The sequence below is a fragment of the Paenarthrobacter sp. 10N417 genome (genome assembly GCF_056394745.1).
The window spans coordinates 76,364-91,081 of record NZ_JBFTIL010000006.1 but is presented as its reverse complement, the minus strand read 5'-3'; the positions used below and the strand labels follow the sequence as shown (position 1 = coordinate 91,081).

Annotated in this window: 15 protein-coding genes; 8 read left to right on the top strand and 7 right to left on the bottom strand. The window is 61.2% G+C overall.

Going from position 1 to position 14,718, the window contains the following annotated elements:
* The first annotated feature begins 7 nt into the window (after window positions 1-7).
* From AC1DCM_RS09340 to AC1DCM_RS09330, 3 genes are all read left to right on the top strand, one after another.
* Window positions 8-1,666: a DNA repair helicase XPB gene (locus tag AC1DCM_RS09340; protein ID WP_216926037.1), complete on the top strand. Its 1,659-nt coding sequence runs from the start codon at window positions 8-10 to the stop codon at window positions 1,664-1,666.
* Between the two features lie 186 nt (window positions 1,667-1,852).
* A complete protein-coding gene (locus AC1DCM_RS09335) occupies window positions 1,853-2,326 on the top strand; it encodes a hypothetical protein (protein WP_477518074.1) in 474 nt (157 codons plus the stop codon).
* Window positions 2,327-2,338: 12 nt separating this feature from the next.
* On the top strand, window positions 2,339-4,513 hold the full coding sequence (locus tag AC1DCM_RS09330) for a multicopper oxidase family protein (protein ID WP_477518073.1): 2,175 nt from the start codon (window positions 2,339-2,341) through the stop codon (window positions 4,511-4,513).
* A gap of 39 nt (window positions 4,514-4,552) precedes the next feature.
* Here AC1DCM_RS09330 and AC1DCM_RS09325 read toward each other — a convergent pair whose 3' ends face one another.
* Together AC1DCM_RS09325 and AC1DCM_RS09320 are read right to left on the bottom strand one after the other, a co-directional pair.
* Complete coding sequence (locus AC1DCM_RS09325; RefSeq protein ID WP_477518072.1) at window positions 4,553-4,777, bottom strand: hypothetical protein; 225 nt, start codon at window positions 4,775-4,777, stop codon at window positions 4,553-4,555.
* A gap of 81 nt (window positions 4,778-4,858) precedes the next feature.
* Window positions 4,859-5,764 carry a LysR family transcriptional regulator ArgP gene (locus AC1DCM_RS09320; protein ID WP_477518071.1) on the bottom strand — a complete coding sequence of 302 codons (906 nt, stop codon included), beginning with the start codon at window positions 5,762-5,764 and terminating at the stop codon, window positions 4,859-4,861.
* Window positions 5,765-5,832: 68 nt separating this feature from the next.
* On the opposite strand from AC1DCM_RS09320, the gene AC1DCM_RS09315 reads away from it, so the two are divergent.
* From AC1DCM_RS09315 to AC1DCM_RS09300, 4 genes are all read left to right on the top strand, one after another.
* Entirely contained in the window at window positions 5,833-6,468 is a 636-nt protein-coding gene (locus tag AC1DCM_RS09315; protein ID WP_477518070.1) for a LysE/ArgO family amino acid transporter, read from the top strand.
* Between the two features lie 68 nt (window positions 6,469-6,536).
* A complete protein-coding gene (locus tag AC1DCM_RS09310; protein WP_089597209.1) occupies window positions 6,537-7,247 on the top strand; it encodes a response regulator transcription factor in 711 nt (236 codons plus the stop codon).
* A gap of 2 nt (window positions 7,248-7,249) precedes the next feature.
* Window positions 7,250-8,695, top strand: a complete 1,446-nt coding sequence (locus AC1DCM_RS09305) for a sensor histidine kinase (RefSeq protein WP_442005925.1) — start codon at window positions 7,250-7,252, stop codon at window positions 8,693-8,695.
* A gap of 170 nt (window positions 8,696-8,865) precedes the next feature.
* On the top strand, window positions 8,866-9,156 hold the full coding sequence (locus tag AC1DCM_RS09300) for a WXG100 family type VII secretion target (protein ID WP_431118557.1): 291 nt from the start codon (window positions 8,866-8,868) through the stop codon (window positions 9,154-9,156).
* A gap of 143 nt (window positions 9,157-9,299) precedes the next feature.
* On the opposite strand, the gene AC1DCM_RS09295 is transcribed toward AC1DCM_RS09300, so the two are convergent.
* From AC1DCM_RS09295 to AC1DCM_RS09275, 5 genes are all read right to left on the bottom strand, one after another.
* Window positions 9,300-10,259 (bottom strand): RNase H family protein, encoded by a 960-nt coding sequence (locus tag AC1DCM_RS09295; RefSeq protein ID WP_477518069.1) that lies wholly within the window; start codon window positions 10,257-10,259, stop codon window positions 9,300-9,302.
* A gap of 195 nt (window positions 10,260-10,454) precedes the next feature.
* On the bottom strand, window positions 10,455-12,080 hold the full coding sequence (groL, locus tag AC1DCM_RS09290; protein WP_442005923.1) for a chaperonin GroEL: 1,626 nt from the start codon (window positions 12,078-12,080) through the stop codon (window positions 10,455-10,457).
* Window positions 12,081-12,393: 313 nt separating this feature from the next.
* Entirely contained in the window at window positions 12,394-12,597 is a 204-nt protein-coding gene (locus AC1DCM_RS09285; RefSeq protein WP_216926027.1) for a cold-shock protein, read from the bottom strand.
* 189 nt (window positions 12,598-12,786) lie between these two features.
* Entirely contained in the window at window positions 12,787-13,407 is a 621-nt protein-coding gene (locus AC1DCM_RS09280; protein ID WP_477518068.1) for a LytR C-terminal domain-containing protein, read from the bottom strand.
* A 48-nt stretch (window positions 13,408-13,455) separates the two neighbouring features.
* The gene (locus AC1DCM_RS09275; protein ID WP_396133470.1) at window positions 13,456-13,791 is read right to left on the bottom strand and encodes a DUF3263 domain-containing protein; all 336 of its coding nucleotides are present in this window, start codon (window positions 13,789-13,791) and stop codon (window positions 13,456-13,458) included.
* 108 nt (window positions 13,792-13,899) lie between these two features.
* Between AC1DCM_RS09275 and AC1DCM_RS09270 the strand changes: the two genes are divergently transcribed.
* Window positions 13,900-14,667 (top strand): uracil-DNA glycosylase, encoded by a 768-nt coding sequence (locus tag AC1DCM_RS09270; protein WP_477518067.1) that lies wholly within the window; start codon window positions 13,900-13,902, stop codon window positions 14,665-14,667.
* Window positions 14,668-14,718 lie beyond the last annotated feature (51 nt).

Here is a 14,718-nt window from a genome sequence, read left to right as displayed (position 1 = left end):
TTCAAGAGTGACCGACGGTCCACTGATAGTACAAAGCGATAAAACCATTCTGCTGGAAGTCGATCACGAGCTCGCTACAGAGGCCAGGCACGCCATTGCGGCATTTGCTGAACTGGAGCGCGCTCCCGAGCACATGCACAGCTACCGGCTCACGCCCCTTGGGCTCTGGAACGCCCGGGCTGCGGGACTCGACGCCGAGCAGGTGTTGGATACGTTGCTGAAGTACTCCCGTTTCCCGGTCCCCCATGCATTGTTGATTGATATCGAAGAGACCATGTCGCGCTACGGCAGGCTTCGCCTCGAAAAAGATCCACAGCACGGTTTGGTAATGCGTACTGACGACTACCCCGTGCTGGAGGAAGTCATCCGTGCCAAGAAGATCGCCCCACTCCTTGGGCCCAGGATCGATGGAGAGACTGTGGTGGTTCACTCCTCGCAGCGAGGCCAGCTCAAGCAGTTGCTCCTGAAGTTGGGATGGCCGGCCGAGGACCTTGCCGGGTACGTCAACGGGCAACCCCACTTGATCATGCTCGACGAAACTGGCTGGCAGTTGCGCCCCTATCAGAAGCTCGCCACGGAGAACTTCTGGGCCGGCGGCAGCGGCGTCGTCGTTCTTCCTTGTGGTGCGGGAAAGACTCTGGTGGGCGCGGCCGCGATGGCGACGTCCTCCACTACAACACTGATCCTGGTCACGAACACGGTTTCGGCACGTCAGTGGAAAGACGAGCTGCTCAAGCGGACGTCCTTGACCGAAGATGAGATCGGCGAATATTCCGGGGCGGTCAAGGAAGTCAGGCCTGTAACTATTGCTACGTACCAGGTGCTCACCACCAAGCGCGGTGGACTTTACCCGCACCTTGAACTCGTGGACGGTCATGACTGGGGCTTGATCATCTATGACGAGGTGCACTTGTTGCCCGCCCCGATCTTCCGGATGACGGCGGACCTGCAGGCCAGGCGAAGGCTCGGCCTGACGGCCACACTGGTGCGCGAGGATGGCAGGGAAGGCGAAGTCTTCAGCCTGATTGGACCCAAGCGCTACGACGCTCCATGGAAAGACATCGAAGCGCAGGGCTACATCGCACCTGCGGATTGTGTTGAGGTCCGCGTGGACCTACCCCGCGACGAACGCGTGGCCTACGCCATGGCTGATGACGCGGATAAATACCGCCTGTGTGCAACCTCCGAGACAAAGACCCAACTGGTAGAGCAGCTCGTGGCGGCGCACAAGGGTGAGCAACTGCTGGTCATCGGCCAATACATAGACCAACTGGACGAGATCGCTGAGCGGCTGGATGCTCCCCTGATCAAGGGTGAAACCAGTGTCAAAGCCCGGCAGAAACTCTTTGATGCCTTTCGCAAGGGCGAGATCCAGACGCTCGTGGTGTCCAAGGTTGCCAACTTCTCCATCGACCTCCCGGAAGCTTCAGTAGCCATCCAGGTTTCGGGTTCCTTCGGGTCCCGCCAGGAGGAGGCCCAACGCCTGGGGCGCCTGCTGAGGCCCAAGCAAGACGGCCGTTCCGCGCGGTTCTACTCCCTTGTGGCCCGCGATACTTTGGATCAGGACTTCGCCGCCAAGCGCCAGCGTTTCCTGGCTGAGCAGGGTTATGCCTACCGGATCATGGACGCCAAGGATGTGGGCAAGGATGCTGCCACCGACGAATAATCGCCAGGGCATTGCTATTTATCTCCAGCAATTTTAGGATTCCAAGTGAAGCTCTCCGCCCTTTAGAGTTGCCCTTGGTCCAGGCAGCCCGGCGGCCAGTCGTCGGCAGTGGGGGTAGCCCGCAGCCAGGGTGCCGGCGATTCGAAGGCCTTGAAGAATCTGTGATTTTTTACCAGAGGACTCCCTATGCGTAAAACCCTCCTGGTCCTGGCGGCGATCATCCTGCTATCGGGACTTGCCCAGCTCTTTTTCGCGGGCTACTTCCATTTCCAAAACACCATTGAAGCCCAGCGCGAAGCGGGCGTTTATCACGTAATCAACGGCCAATTCGTGCTGCGCTATTCGGCGTTGCTGGCTGTGATTGTCGCAGTTATTGCCAAGGCCGGATCCCGGACCATCTGGCTTGCCGCCGGCATCTTCCTTATGACATGGGTCCAGCTGTTCATCTTCATCATTGGCGGAATGCTCACTGGCTCGTCGGAGGATTTCATCACGCCTTCGGGTTCGTGGGTGGCTTCCATCCACCCCGTCACAGGACTGCTGATTATCTTCATGTCCTACTGGTTGTTCAGACGTGCCCGCGCCCTTGCACTCAATCCCCAACCCCTTCCACCCAAGGCAGCAGCATCGGATGCTTCCGCCTCTTCCGCTACAGCTTGATAAGCGGCGGCTGTGAACATCTCACAGCTACTGGCCGTCGACCTGGTGCTGGCTATCCTTGCCGCCGGCGCCTGGATTGTCGCCGCTTGGATGGTCATTTCTTCCGGCAGGGGGCCCGCCAGGCCACGCGTTGTCGACTTGGCGCTTCTTCTGCTGGGTTTAGCCGTTCTTATGACGGCAGCGCGCTATGCCTTGCTCCCAGCTTTGGTGGCCGGCAGTTGGTGGTTTGCCAGCGAACGCACAACCATCAGCCTGCCTTTGACCGCCATCCCCGCGGCTTGGGCCGCGATGGCCGGTGTTCCGTATTTGCTGAGGAGGCGGAACACCGGCCCACCACCTTCGCGGGAGCAACCCGGACTCCTTGGCCGAACCCACGAATGGGCGGTTCTCGCCATGGTGTCGGCCGCGGCTTCGGCAATTGCCTCACTTGCCCTGATGTTCGTCCTCGGCCCATTCCCCGCTCCGTGGGCGCTGGCGGTTCTCATGTTCCTGATTGCAGGGACCGTGCTGTTAGCCAGGCTGGCGCTGTTCCCTGCGTTCCAGCGTCCGCCCACTCCGCCCGCCCCTCCCGCTCCGCCCGCCCCTCCCGGCGCCAGCCCCGCACCCGGCCGAGGCCGCCTGGTTCACAGGCGCACGACGGCGGCTGCTGCAGTTGCCGGACTCATGGCCTGCACCGCTTTGGGCTCGGGAGTCTTTGCGTGGCTGGGTAGCCGGTCCGCCGATGGCGCGGTGATTGCGGCCGCCGCCGGACATCACGGAGGTGTCACCGCTGCACCAGTGGTGGCCCCAACTCAGGTAACAAGTCTGGTGGGAGAGATCCCTGACAACGCCGTGGTCCGGCACTACGAACTCACTGCCCGCACGGAACACATAACCTTGCCCTCCGGGGAGTCCACTGATGCGTGGACCTTTGGCAGCCTCCCCGGGCCCGGCATTGAAGCACAACTGGGCGAGGTCATGGAAGTTGAGCTAAAGAACCAGGATGTGAGCGCTGGCGTGACCCTGCACTGGCATGGTTACGACGTCCCCAACGCCATGGACGGCGTGGCCGGGACAACACAGGACGCCATCATGCCCGGGCAGTCCATGACCTACCGCTTCCTTGCTGCCCAAGCCGGCACATATTGGTACCACACGCACCAGGACTCAGCCGAAGGTGTCCGCAAGGGCCTCTACGGCACATTCGTCGTGCACAACCCCACACTGCCTCGCGCAGATACTGACATTGTGGTGGCAGGACACGACCTCGGCGGTCTGGGGTTGCTGGGCTCCTCAGACCGTAACAGTGTGTACGCGGCCGTCCCGGGCTCGAGCGTTCGGGTACGACTCATCAACACTGATTCCCTGCCGCAGCGCTACCTTCTGGACGGAACAGCGTTCAAGGTTGCGGCCGTGGACGGAACGGACGTGAACCAGCCGCAGGAGGTGACAGGGAAGCTATTGCGGATTGGGGCAGGAGGACGGATGGACGTCACGTTCACTATGCCCGAATCCCAGGTGACTCTCCGCTCTGACTCGGCGGCCAGCGCCGTCGTCGTGGTGGCCCCATCCAGCCCGGACGGGGTGAATGCAGATGCTGCCGAAGGCGATGCCGCAGCGAAAGTGCCCGATGTCCCGGAGAAGGCGCCGGATGTTCCTGAGAAGGCGCCGGATGTTCCTGAGAAGGCGCAGCCGGGCGTCTTTGCCTCCACTCCTGTACTGGATCTGTTGGACTACGGCGAACCTGTGGCTGGCACGCCGGTACCCACAGAAAATGTCCGGGAGGAAGTGTTGGTGTTGGACCGGCAATTCCGCTTTGTTGACGGAGTTCCGCGCTACGCGTTTACGGTGAACGGCGCATCCTATCCCCTGGTGCCATCCATTGAGGTGGCCGAAGGGGACACCGTAAAAATAACGATCGTTAACCGCACCGCTGAGCCTCATCCCATGCATCCCCACGGACACCACGTTCAAGTACTCAGCAGGAACGGGGTTGCCCCCAGGGGATCGCCACTGATCCTTGACACCGTAGACGTGCTGCCGGGCGACGTGTGGGAGCTACTGCTGCACGCGAACAATCCGGGTATTTGGATGGACCACTGCCACAACCTGGACCATGCTGCAGAGGGAATGATGATGATGCTGAAGTACGAAGGCGTGTCATCTGACTTCGTCCACGGCGGCCATTTCCACAACCGGCCTGAATAGGACGGCTGGCGGGATAGGTCGGCTGGCGGGCGGACGTCCTCAGGCAACCATGCGGCTGGCGTGCTGGATTGCAACGTGATCCACTACGGCCCAGCAATCGGCGTCGTGGAGCTGCGCGCTCGCGAAGCGCTCGGCTGAGGCCAGGTCCGGAAATTCCTCGCGCCTGATGTGGCCCGAGTGTGTATCCAGGTATGTCACGTGGAACTCGAAGTCCGCGGCTTTTTCATTGTGATGAATGCTGATGGGGGCTGCTTCTTTTGCCATGTTTCCAGTGTGAAATGGGGCACTGACATTTTTAGGAGCATCCGTGGGCGTGTCGGATCCTTAGCCAGAACGTCCTGGGCTTCAGGGCGTCCGAAGGTACTCGGCAGAGACTTCCCGGACTGTGGAGCTAAGGACATCGAGCACTCTTGACGCCGTCTTCCAGCGCTGCCAGTAGAGCGGAACATCAAAGGGACGCTCTGGAGCGAGTTCAATCAAGCGCCCGTCGGCAATGTCGGGCCCGCATTGAACTTCGGGAATCAGTCCCCAGCCCAAGCCCAAGCGAACGGCATCGCCAAAGTCCTGTGAAGCTGGCACGTAGTGTCGCGGCCCCTTCTGTTGTGCTTGTGAAGCACCTGGCCACGATTCCACGAAAGCCCACTGATAGGTGTCCTTTCGGTCGAAATCCACTGCGGGTGCGATGTTGAGCCTGCCGCCGTCCACCCCATCTGCGAACCAACGATCCACAAAGGCTGGAGCTGCAACTGCCCGGTAGCGCATGACTCCGAGGCTCTCAACACGGCAGCCCTGCACCGGTTCGGGGGTGGCCGTGACTGCGGCCATGACAGTCCCCGAACGCAGCATCGAGGTGGAGTGTTGTTCGTCGTCACGGTGCAGGTCAAAGGTGATGTGGAGATCGCTCGGCACGCGGGCAAGTGCTTGCAGGAACCAGACTGCAAGCGAGTCCGCATTCACCACGATCGGCACAGCCAGCTGCGGACCGTCCGTGCCCAAACCCAACTCCACGCCTGCATCTGCTTCCAACTGGGCAACCTGCCGGGCGAGTCGAAGGACCACTTCGCCTGCTTCGGTGGCCTGCGCGGGATTACTCCGCTGGAGCAGGACCCTTCCGGATGATTGCTCAAGCGCCTTCAAGCGTTGGGACACAGCCGACGGCGTGATGTGCAGCCGGCGTGCGGCCGCATCCAATGTGCCTTCCGAAAGTACGGTGGCGAACGTTAACAACTGCTCTGAGGGAAACTGTGGCATAAGAAAATCTTACGGGGCATCAATAACATTAGCTGTCCTAAATGCCTTGCGGACCATAATTTGGAAGAGTGACTTTCTCTGACATCTTCAACTCCACTGGCCTCGGCCTTGCTACGGGCTTAGGCCTTATCGTTGCCATCGGCGCCCAAAACGCCTTCGTCCTTCGGCAAGGAATTCTTGGCAAACATATAGGCGCGGTTGTCGCAGTGTGCGCACTCTCAGACGCCCTCCTTATCGCTGCGGGCGTACTTGGCACGGGTGCACTGATCGCGGCCGCTCCTGCCGCCGTCGTGGTTCTGCGCTTTGTGGGGGCGGCGTTCCTGGTGACTTATGGGGTGCTTGCGGCTCGTCGGGCCCTTCGCCCGCAGGTGCTCCTTTCTTCCGATACGCCCTCTCCTGATGGCGACGCCAAACGTGGCCTCGCCGCGGTTCTCACCACCGTACTGGCGCTGACATGGCTGAACCCCCACGTCTATCTGGACATCGCACTTATCGGCTCGCTCGCCAGTGCCCAAGGCACTCTGTTGCAGTGGTGGTTCGGCGCCGGTGCGATGCTGGGCAGCATCCTCTGGTTCTGCTCCCTGGGCTTCGGCGCCAGATTCCTGCGCGGCTTCTTTGCGCGGCCCAAGTCGTGGCGAATCCTGGACGGCGGGATCGCTGTAACCATGGGAGCCCTCGGCGCAGGACTGGCGTTGGGAGCGTGAGGTGGCACGCAGTCTCCTCACATCAAACATCCAGATAACTCACAGAAACTGGGAGCATCATGGGTGTCATGAAAAAGAACGGCCCCGAAGCCAAGCTCCTTGTCGTCGACGACGAACCCAACATCCGCGAGCTTCTCTCCACGTCCCTGCGGTTTGCAGGTTTCGAGGTCGTTGCCGCATCCAATGGTCGCGAAGCCCTGGCCGCCGCCGACCTTCACTCCCCCGATCTCGCAGTCCTGGACGTCATGCTGCCCGACATGGACGGCTTCACAGTGACGCGTCGCCTCCGGGCTGCGGGCAAACACTTCCCCGTCCTGTTCCTCACGGCGAAGGACGACACCGAGGACAAGGTCACTGGCCTGACCGTGGGTGGCGACGACTACGTCACCAAGCCATTCAGCCTTGACGAAGTCGTGGCCCGCATCCGCGCCGTACTGCGCCGGACCCAGCCCCTTGAGGATGACGACGCGGTGATCCGCGTGGACGACCTCGAACTCGACGACGACGCCCATGAGGTCCGACGCGGTGGCACAGTCATTGAGCTGTCCCCTACCGAGTTCAAGCTCCTGCGCTACCTCATGCTGAACCCCAACCGCGTTCTCTCTAAGGCACAGATCCTGGACCACGTTTGGGAATACGACTTCAACGGCGACGCCTCCATCGTTGAGTCGTACATCTCCTATCTACGCCGCAAGGTGGACATCGACCCCGATGCCGCAGCCCTCATCCAAACGAAGCGCGGAGTGGGCTACGTGCTGCGAACGGCAGAGAAGCGCTGACCTTGCTGCAACGCTGGAAATCGGCGTCCCTGAGGTCGCAGCTGGTCGCCATCATCATGGGGCTGCTCCTCCTCGCTCTGGCCGCGACGGGAGCCGGCACGCTGACGCTCGTCAAGAGCTACCTGCAAGGCCAGGTAGATGACAAACTCAAGGCCGCCGTCGCGCTGGCACAGGACCAGCAGTCATTCGACAAGCTCTCCGAGCCGAACCCCGCCGTGCCCACTGATTATTCGTTGACCCTGTATGTTCCGGGGCTTTCGCCGTACCAGTTCGGTGGCATGCAAAGTGACCGTCCGGCGATCGCCAACATCACTCCTGCCGAGGCCAAGGCACGCGGCAATGCCCCGTTCCAAGTGAGTGGCACCGCCGGTAGCAACTGGCGTGTCGTCGCCGTGGGCGTCGTTGCCAACGGTCAGAACGGCGTGGTGATTATCGGCCTGCCGCTGACGCCCGTGGACAAAGTCATGGAACACGCCGTACTCGTAGTGGTGGGCGTTGGCCTGCTGACCCTGGTTCTGGCGTTCTTCATCGCTACATGGACTGTGGCACGTTCCTTCAGGCCCCTGGCCCGCGTGGAGAAGACAGCAGCAGCCATCGCGGCAGGTGACCTCTCCCGACGCGTGGAAATCGACAACCCCCATACAGAGGTGGGTCGGCTTGGCGCTTCGCTGAACGCAATGTTGGCCCACATTGAGGCCTCCTTCGCGGCGCGCGCCGCTTCTGAAGCCCGGATGCGCCGCTTCGCCGCCGATGCTTCCCATGAACTCCGGACTCCGTTGGTCACCATTCGAGGTTTCTCAGAGCTTTACCGCCACGGCGCGCTGGCCACCCCCGAAGACGTCGCCACGGCCATGGGCAGAATCGAAAGCGAAGCCAAACGCATGGGTTCCATGGTGGAGGACCTCCTCCTCTTGGCCCGGCTGGACGAGCAACGGCCGTTGCAACTCAAGCCGGTGGACCTGCAGTTGTTGGCGCACGACGCCGTGGTGGATACCAAAGCCTCGTCCGGCAACCGGAACATCACGCTCATCGGACTCGATGGATCCTCCCCGACGCCAGCCCCTGTTCAGGGCGATGAGGCAAAGCTCCGGCAGGTCATCGGCAACCTCGTGGGCAACGCCCTGCGCTACACGCCAGAGGGCACCCCTATAGAACTCGCCGTTGGTGTTCGGACCACTCCTGAAGGCGCCTTCTCGGTCATCGAAATCCGAGATCACGGAGCCGGTATTCCAGATGCCGAGACCAACAAAATCTTTGAACGCTTCTACCGGGCCGATACCTCGCGCACCCGCGAGACAGGCGGCAGTGGCCTCGGTCTGGCCATTGTGGCTGCCATCGTTGGCTCGCATGGCGGCAGCGTCCGGGTGAAAGAGACCGACGGCGGCGGCGCAACTTTGGTGGTCAGCCTCCCGTTCCGCGAGGAGCCCGCGGAGCTGATATCCCAGTAACGCTGGTGTCATCCATGGCGGCATTACCCAGGCAACGGCTCTTCAAGAGAGCTGTTATCCACATAGCGACGAATGGTTGTTCCCCGGCCCCAGGCAGCTGCCTAGGCTCAATGTTGTGGCCACGCACACCGCCGCGAGCAGCGGAACATCATCGTCGAAAGGCATCACCCATGAGCGTCATTTCCGTCGACACAGAGCTCCTTCAGCTCAAGTCGTCCAACGTCAAAGCAACCGTTGACCGCATCAGCACGGACGTGCAAGCCATGAAACACGGACTGGACGAGCTTCAAGCCACGTGGAGAGGCTCAGCTGCCACCAACTTCCAGTCGCTTGTCCTTGAATGGTCCCTGACGCAAAACAAGGTCGAGGCCTCGCTGGCTTCCATCAACATGGCTTTAGCGTCGGCCGCAGCAAGCTACCTCGAAGTGGAGCAGGGCAACACCCAGCGGTTCGCCTACTAGGGGCTGCACGCTTAAGGCACATTCGAGGTCCTGCTTCACATAAGCTCCTGCGGGGCTGGCTGTCTTCCCCCTGTGCAGCCGCCCCGCAGGTCACCAGGCTTTCTGTTTCCTGCTGTGAATTGATGTGCAGTGTTTCCGTTGGGTCAGTTTTCGGGGGTGCCCTGGTGGAATCGGAGCCGCCACTGGCCTCGGTCCAGAAGCCAAACGGAACTGCGGAGGACCGAACCCGAATGCGCGAAGCTGCGGTAGTTCAGCAGGATAGTGTTCTCACTCAGGCGATCGGCGCTAAGAACTTCTAGCTCAATCGGCTCGCCGGGGTCCTCCTCAAGGGCGACCATCATGGCGTCCCGGGTCCAAAAACGGCCGGAGCTGCCAATTTCGGCAAAGTCGGGATGAAGCAATACTCCAATCCTGCCGATGTCAGTGCGCACATCCGGGCGCAGGAGCTCGCGCTCCAAGGCAACCACGATTTCCTCTGCAGGCAATTCCTGGGTGGACGTATCCTCGTCCAGTTCACTGAAAAGATCCGGCTGACCGAAGATGCCCGACTCCCCAAACAACGTGGGTTCGGAGTGGGATTGGAAGCTGCGCCCGGCTCTGGCCGGGACAGGAAGAGGCGCGGCGAGGGCCTCGTCGGAGCCTGTAAACCCCGGTCCGCTTGGAGCTGCGGTGCCCTGCTGGAAGGCTGTGGCTACGGCGCGTGCGCGCTCGTCTGCTGCCTCGTTGAGGTCGTGTCCGGCGTGCCCCTTGACCCATTCAAACGTGTATTTGCGTCCGACAATTGCTTGGTCGATGTCCTTGAGGAGATCAACGTTCAGGACGGGCTTTCCGTCAGCCTTGCGCCAACCCTTCCGCTTCCAGCCGGGCATCCACTTAGTGATGCAGTTGATGACGTACTGGCTGTCGCAAAGGATCAGCAGTTCTTCTTGCGGAACGTGGGCAGTGGAGCGGAACAGGTCCAGGACAGCCATGAGCTCGCCCATGTTGTTGGTGCCGTGGGGCCAACCTCCTGCGCGCCAACAGGAGTCGTCAACATACCAGGCCCAACCGGCCGGCCCAGGATTGCCGAGGGCAGAGCCATCGGCGGCAGCAATAATCGTCATGCCTTCAATCCTGCCAGACCGCACAGACACTGAAAGCGTGCTAGGACCCAACCAAGTAGCAGCACATGTCCTTCTGAGCACTCGAACGGCCTGACCTGCTACTCACTTAGGCGATACAGCAAGACGGCGGCCCCCACCAAAATGGTGAGGACCGCCGTCGTTTGCTCTGAAGCGTGACGCTACAGCTTAGGAGGCTTAGAAGCCGCCCATGCCGCCCATGTCGTCGCCACCGGCAGCCGGAGCGTTCTTCTCAGGCTTGTCGGCAACTACAGCCTCGGTGGTCAGGAAGAGACCAGCGATGGAAGCAGCGTTCTGGAGAGCCGAGCGGGTGACCTTTACGGGGTCGTTGACGCCGGCAGCCAGCAGGTCTTCGTAGACACCCGTGGCAGCGTTCAGGCCGTGGCCGGAAGGCAGGCCGCGAACCTTGTCAGCAACAACGCCCGGCTCGAGGCCAGCGTTGAAGGCGATCTGCTTCAGCGGAGCGTCGATGGCAACCTTGACGATGTTGGCACCAGTTGCTTCGTCACCCTGGAGGGTGAGGTTGGCGAATGCCTTCGCACCAGCCTGGATGAGGGCAACGCCACCACCGGCGACGATGCCTTCTTCAACGGCAGCCTTGGCGTTGCGGACTGCGTCCTCAATGCGGTGCTTGCGTTCCTTGAGCTCAACTTCGGTTGCGGCACCGGCCTTGATGACTGCAACGCCGCCGGCCAGCTTGGCCAGGCGTTCCTGCAGCTTCTCGCGGTCGTAGTCGGAATCGGAGTTTTCGATCTCGGCGCGGATCTGGGCCACACGGCCCGCGATCTGCTCGGCGTCGCCGGCACCTTCAACGATGGTGGTCTCGTCCTTGGTGACAACAACCTTGCGGGCGGTGCCGAGGAGTTCCAGGCCTGCGTTTTCGAGCTTGAGGCCAACTTCTTCGGAGATGACCTGGCCACCGGTGAGGATGGCGATGTCGGCGAGCTGTGCCTTGCGGCGGTCACCGAAGCCCGGAGCCTTGACGGCTACAGACTTGAAGGTGCCACGGATCTTGTTGACGATCAGGGTGGCCAGAGCCTCGCCCTCGATGTCTTCGGCGATGATCAGCAGCGGCTTGTTGGACTGCATGACCTTCTCCAGAACCGTGACGAGTTCCTTCACGTTGGAGATCTTGGAGTTCACGATCAGGATGTACGGGTCTTCGAGGACCGTTTCCTGGCGCTCAGCGTCGGTGACGAAGTAAGCGGAGATGTAACCCTTGTCGAAGCGCATGCCTTCGGTGAGTTCGAGCTCCAGGCCGAAGGTGTTGGACTCTTCGACCGTGATGACGCCTTCCTTGCCCACCTTGTCCAGGGCTTCGGCAATGAGGCTGCCGATTTCCGGGTCACCGGCGGAGATGGAAGCCGTGGCCGCGATCTCTTCCTTGGTTTCGATTTCCTTGGCAGAGGCGAGCAGTTCTTTGATGACTGCCTCAACAGCCTTCTCGATACCGCGCTTCAGGGACAGGGGGTCGGCGCCGGCGGCAACGTTGCGCAGGCCTTCCTTGACCAGTGCCTGGGCGAGAACCGTAGCGGTGGTGGTACCGTCGCCAGCGACGTCATCCGTCTTCTTGGCAACTTCCTTGACCAGCTCAGCGCCGATCTTCTCGTAAGGGTCGTCCAGCTCGATCTCCTTGGCGATGGAAACACCATCGTTGGTGATCGTGGGGGCGCCCCACTTCTTTTCGAGGACGACGTTGCGTCCACGCGGGCCGAGGGTGACCTTGACGGCGTCGGCGAGGATGTTCAGGCCCCGCTCGAGGCCGCGGCGTGCCTCTTCATCAAATGCAATGATCTTGGCCATAACGGCGGTAGTCCTTTCGGGACAGTCGTTAAGAAGGAACCTGTCAGATGGGGTGCCCGCGACGGACGGTCCTTTGCTTGCGGCCTCTGTATGCCGCGCGCTCCGGACCTCACCCCACCAAGGTGTTTCTTGATCCCCCTGACGTTCCGAGAGCCATCCGCCGCCGGCGTAGGCCGGGCCGGAGTTAGCAGTCGAAGCGTAGGAGTGCTAAATCAATAATTAGCACTCGACCGGGGAGAGTGCAAGCAGAAGCGCCACTTTGCGCTATAAACAAAGGGGTTTCAGCCGTTAGCTGACGTGACGGCCAAAGGGACTATGCAACGCGGACGCTTTCGGCCTGCGGACCCTTCTGGCCTTCGCCTAATTCGAACTCCACCCGCTGGCCTTCCTCGAGGGCACGGAAGCCTTCCATCTGAATAGCGGACCAGTGCACGAAGACGTCGTCGCCGGAGTCATCCACAGTGATGAAGCCGTACCCTTTTTCGGCATTGAACCATTTGACGGTTCCCAAAGCCATGATGCCCACACTTTCACAGTAGCCAAGACCGGTTGCCGGGATCTCCGGATCGGAATCAATCCACTGTAACCACAGTCACTATCCGCGCGCTGCTGCCGAGGGGCCGACCATGACTTTTGTTATTGAGGCTTAACCGAGTTGCAGCTTTCGAGACTGAAACCACAGAAAAACGGTGGGGATTCAGCGAAATTACCGGTAGCCAGGTCCCACAACAACCACTAGAGGCTGCTGTATTTCAGGAGACTCAACAACCGCGGTGATACCGAGGAGTTTGCCCAGTGCTTCTGCATTCGCCTTCTGTCCAGGGACGTTGTAAAAGACCACGGAAGACTGTTGCGGCAGGCCGCCCCAGTTCCCCACAGATCCCAAAACCCAACCATCGCCTTGGACCAGGCCCGCGACGCGACTGGCAAGCCCAGCCGTAGCCGTGCCGTTGTAGACAGCCACTGCAACGGACTTGTCCACCGGCGCAGCAGAAGGAGTTGCCGAAGCTTCGCCTGAAGGCGTGGTTCCCGGGCTCGGCTCGCCGGAAGCGATGGGTGCGTTGCTTGATTCGGTAGGTGCAGCAGAAGGGGAGGTTTCGCTCTGCTGGGGCGCCGGCGTCGAGACGCTTGTGGACGCGCTGGGGGCCACCAGGCCAAGCCGCGGAAGTATCAGGAAAGCTACGAGTCCCAGCACCAGGGCGACGGCCCCTACTGTCAAGACCGGCCACAAATTGGGGCGGACTGTCTCTTGGGCGTCACGGTGCACCCCCTGCCGGGAGCTGTTCTGTGGGACCCGGTCGAATTCATCCTTGGCAAATTTGGTCATGGTGAAGCCTTGTCCTTGCTGGTTGCTGCTGACTATCAGCCGGGCGATTTACGCGTCGGACCCCAAACGGCGCGCTGTCCGCGCACGTTGGCGCGACGTACGTAGTCTACGCAATCTCTTCACCAGCATGGGATCGTGGGCCAACGCATCTTCGGTATCGATAAGTGCGTTCAGGATCTGGTAATAGTGCGTGGCGGAGAGATTGAAGAGCTCACGGATCGCCTGTTCCTTGGCGCCGGCGTACTTCCACCATTGCCGTTCCAAGGCCAACATTTGCTGATCTCGGTCACTTAGAGGTGAGTCGCTGCGGGTCTCGGCTGCCAGGTCTTCAAGTGCCAAACCGGTAGACTGCGGCGCCATTGGTTCCGGTGCTGGTTCAGCCACGGCACACTCCTTGACGCTGGTTGGGGGAAAATGTCCTACCCCCATGTTACGGGCGAATAACAACGCTGTCATTCGCACCGCCGATGCCATGGAGGAGACAATGACAGGGTGACTGGTGAGGATGCACTGTTTGACCTGGAACCCGCCGGCGTTGCCGATCCAGGCTTCGACGAGCTTATTGACCGACCCTTGGAAGAGCTGATGGCCGCTGATTGGGCGGACGCGTTGCGACCCGTGGAAGGCCAACTCCGTGAGGCTTTGGCCTTTGTTGCGGGTCAGGCTGCCCAAGGGATCCACGTCCTTCCTGCAGCTACCAACCTTCTCCGGGCTTTCCGCCGACCATTGGCTGACGTCAAAGTACTCATCCTTGGCCAGGATCCGTACCCAACCCCGGGACACGCCGTCGGGCTTTCCTTTGCCGTTTCGCGGCATACGCGGCCGATCCCCCGGAGCCTGGCAAATATTTATCGTGAACTCCACGACGACCTCGGGCTCCCGCCGCGCATCCATGGCGACCTCACGGCCTGGACGGACCAAGGCGTCCTGCTGCTGAACCGTGTCCTTAGTGTCGCAGCCGGAAGCGCTGGCTCACACCGCGGCAAAGGCTGGGAGGCCATCACGACGGCGGCTGTCAGTGCGGTAGCCCATCGCACCGACGGCGCGGGACGCCGGAGTCCCCTGGTCGCGATTCTGTGGGGGAAGGACGCCGAAGCGGTCCTGCCGCTGCTGGATGGCACACCGGCAATCACTTCGGTGCACCCGAGTCCCCTTTCGGCATCACGTGGTTTCTTTGGTTCCAAGCCGTTCAGCCGAACCAACCAGCTGTTGGCGTCACAGGGCGCAGAGCCCGTCGATTGGGAACTACCCATCTTGTAACCTTCGACTCATACCCAACTGGCACCCCACGAATTAGCTTAGGCTTGCCTA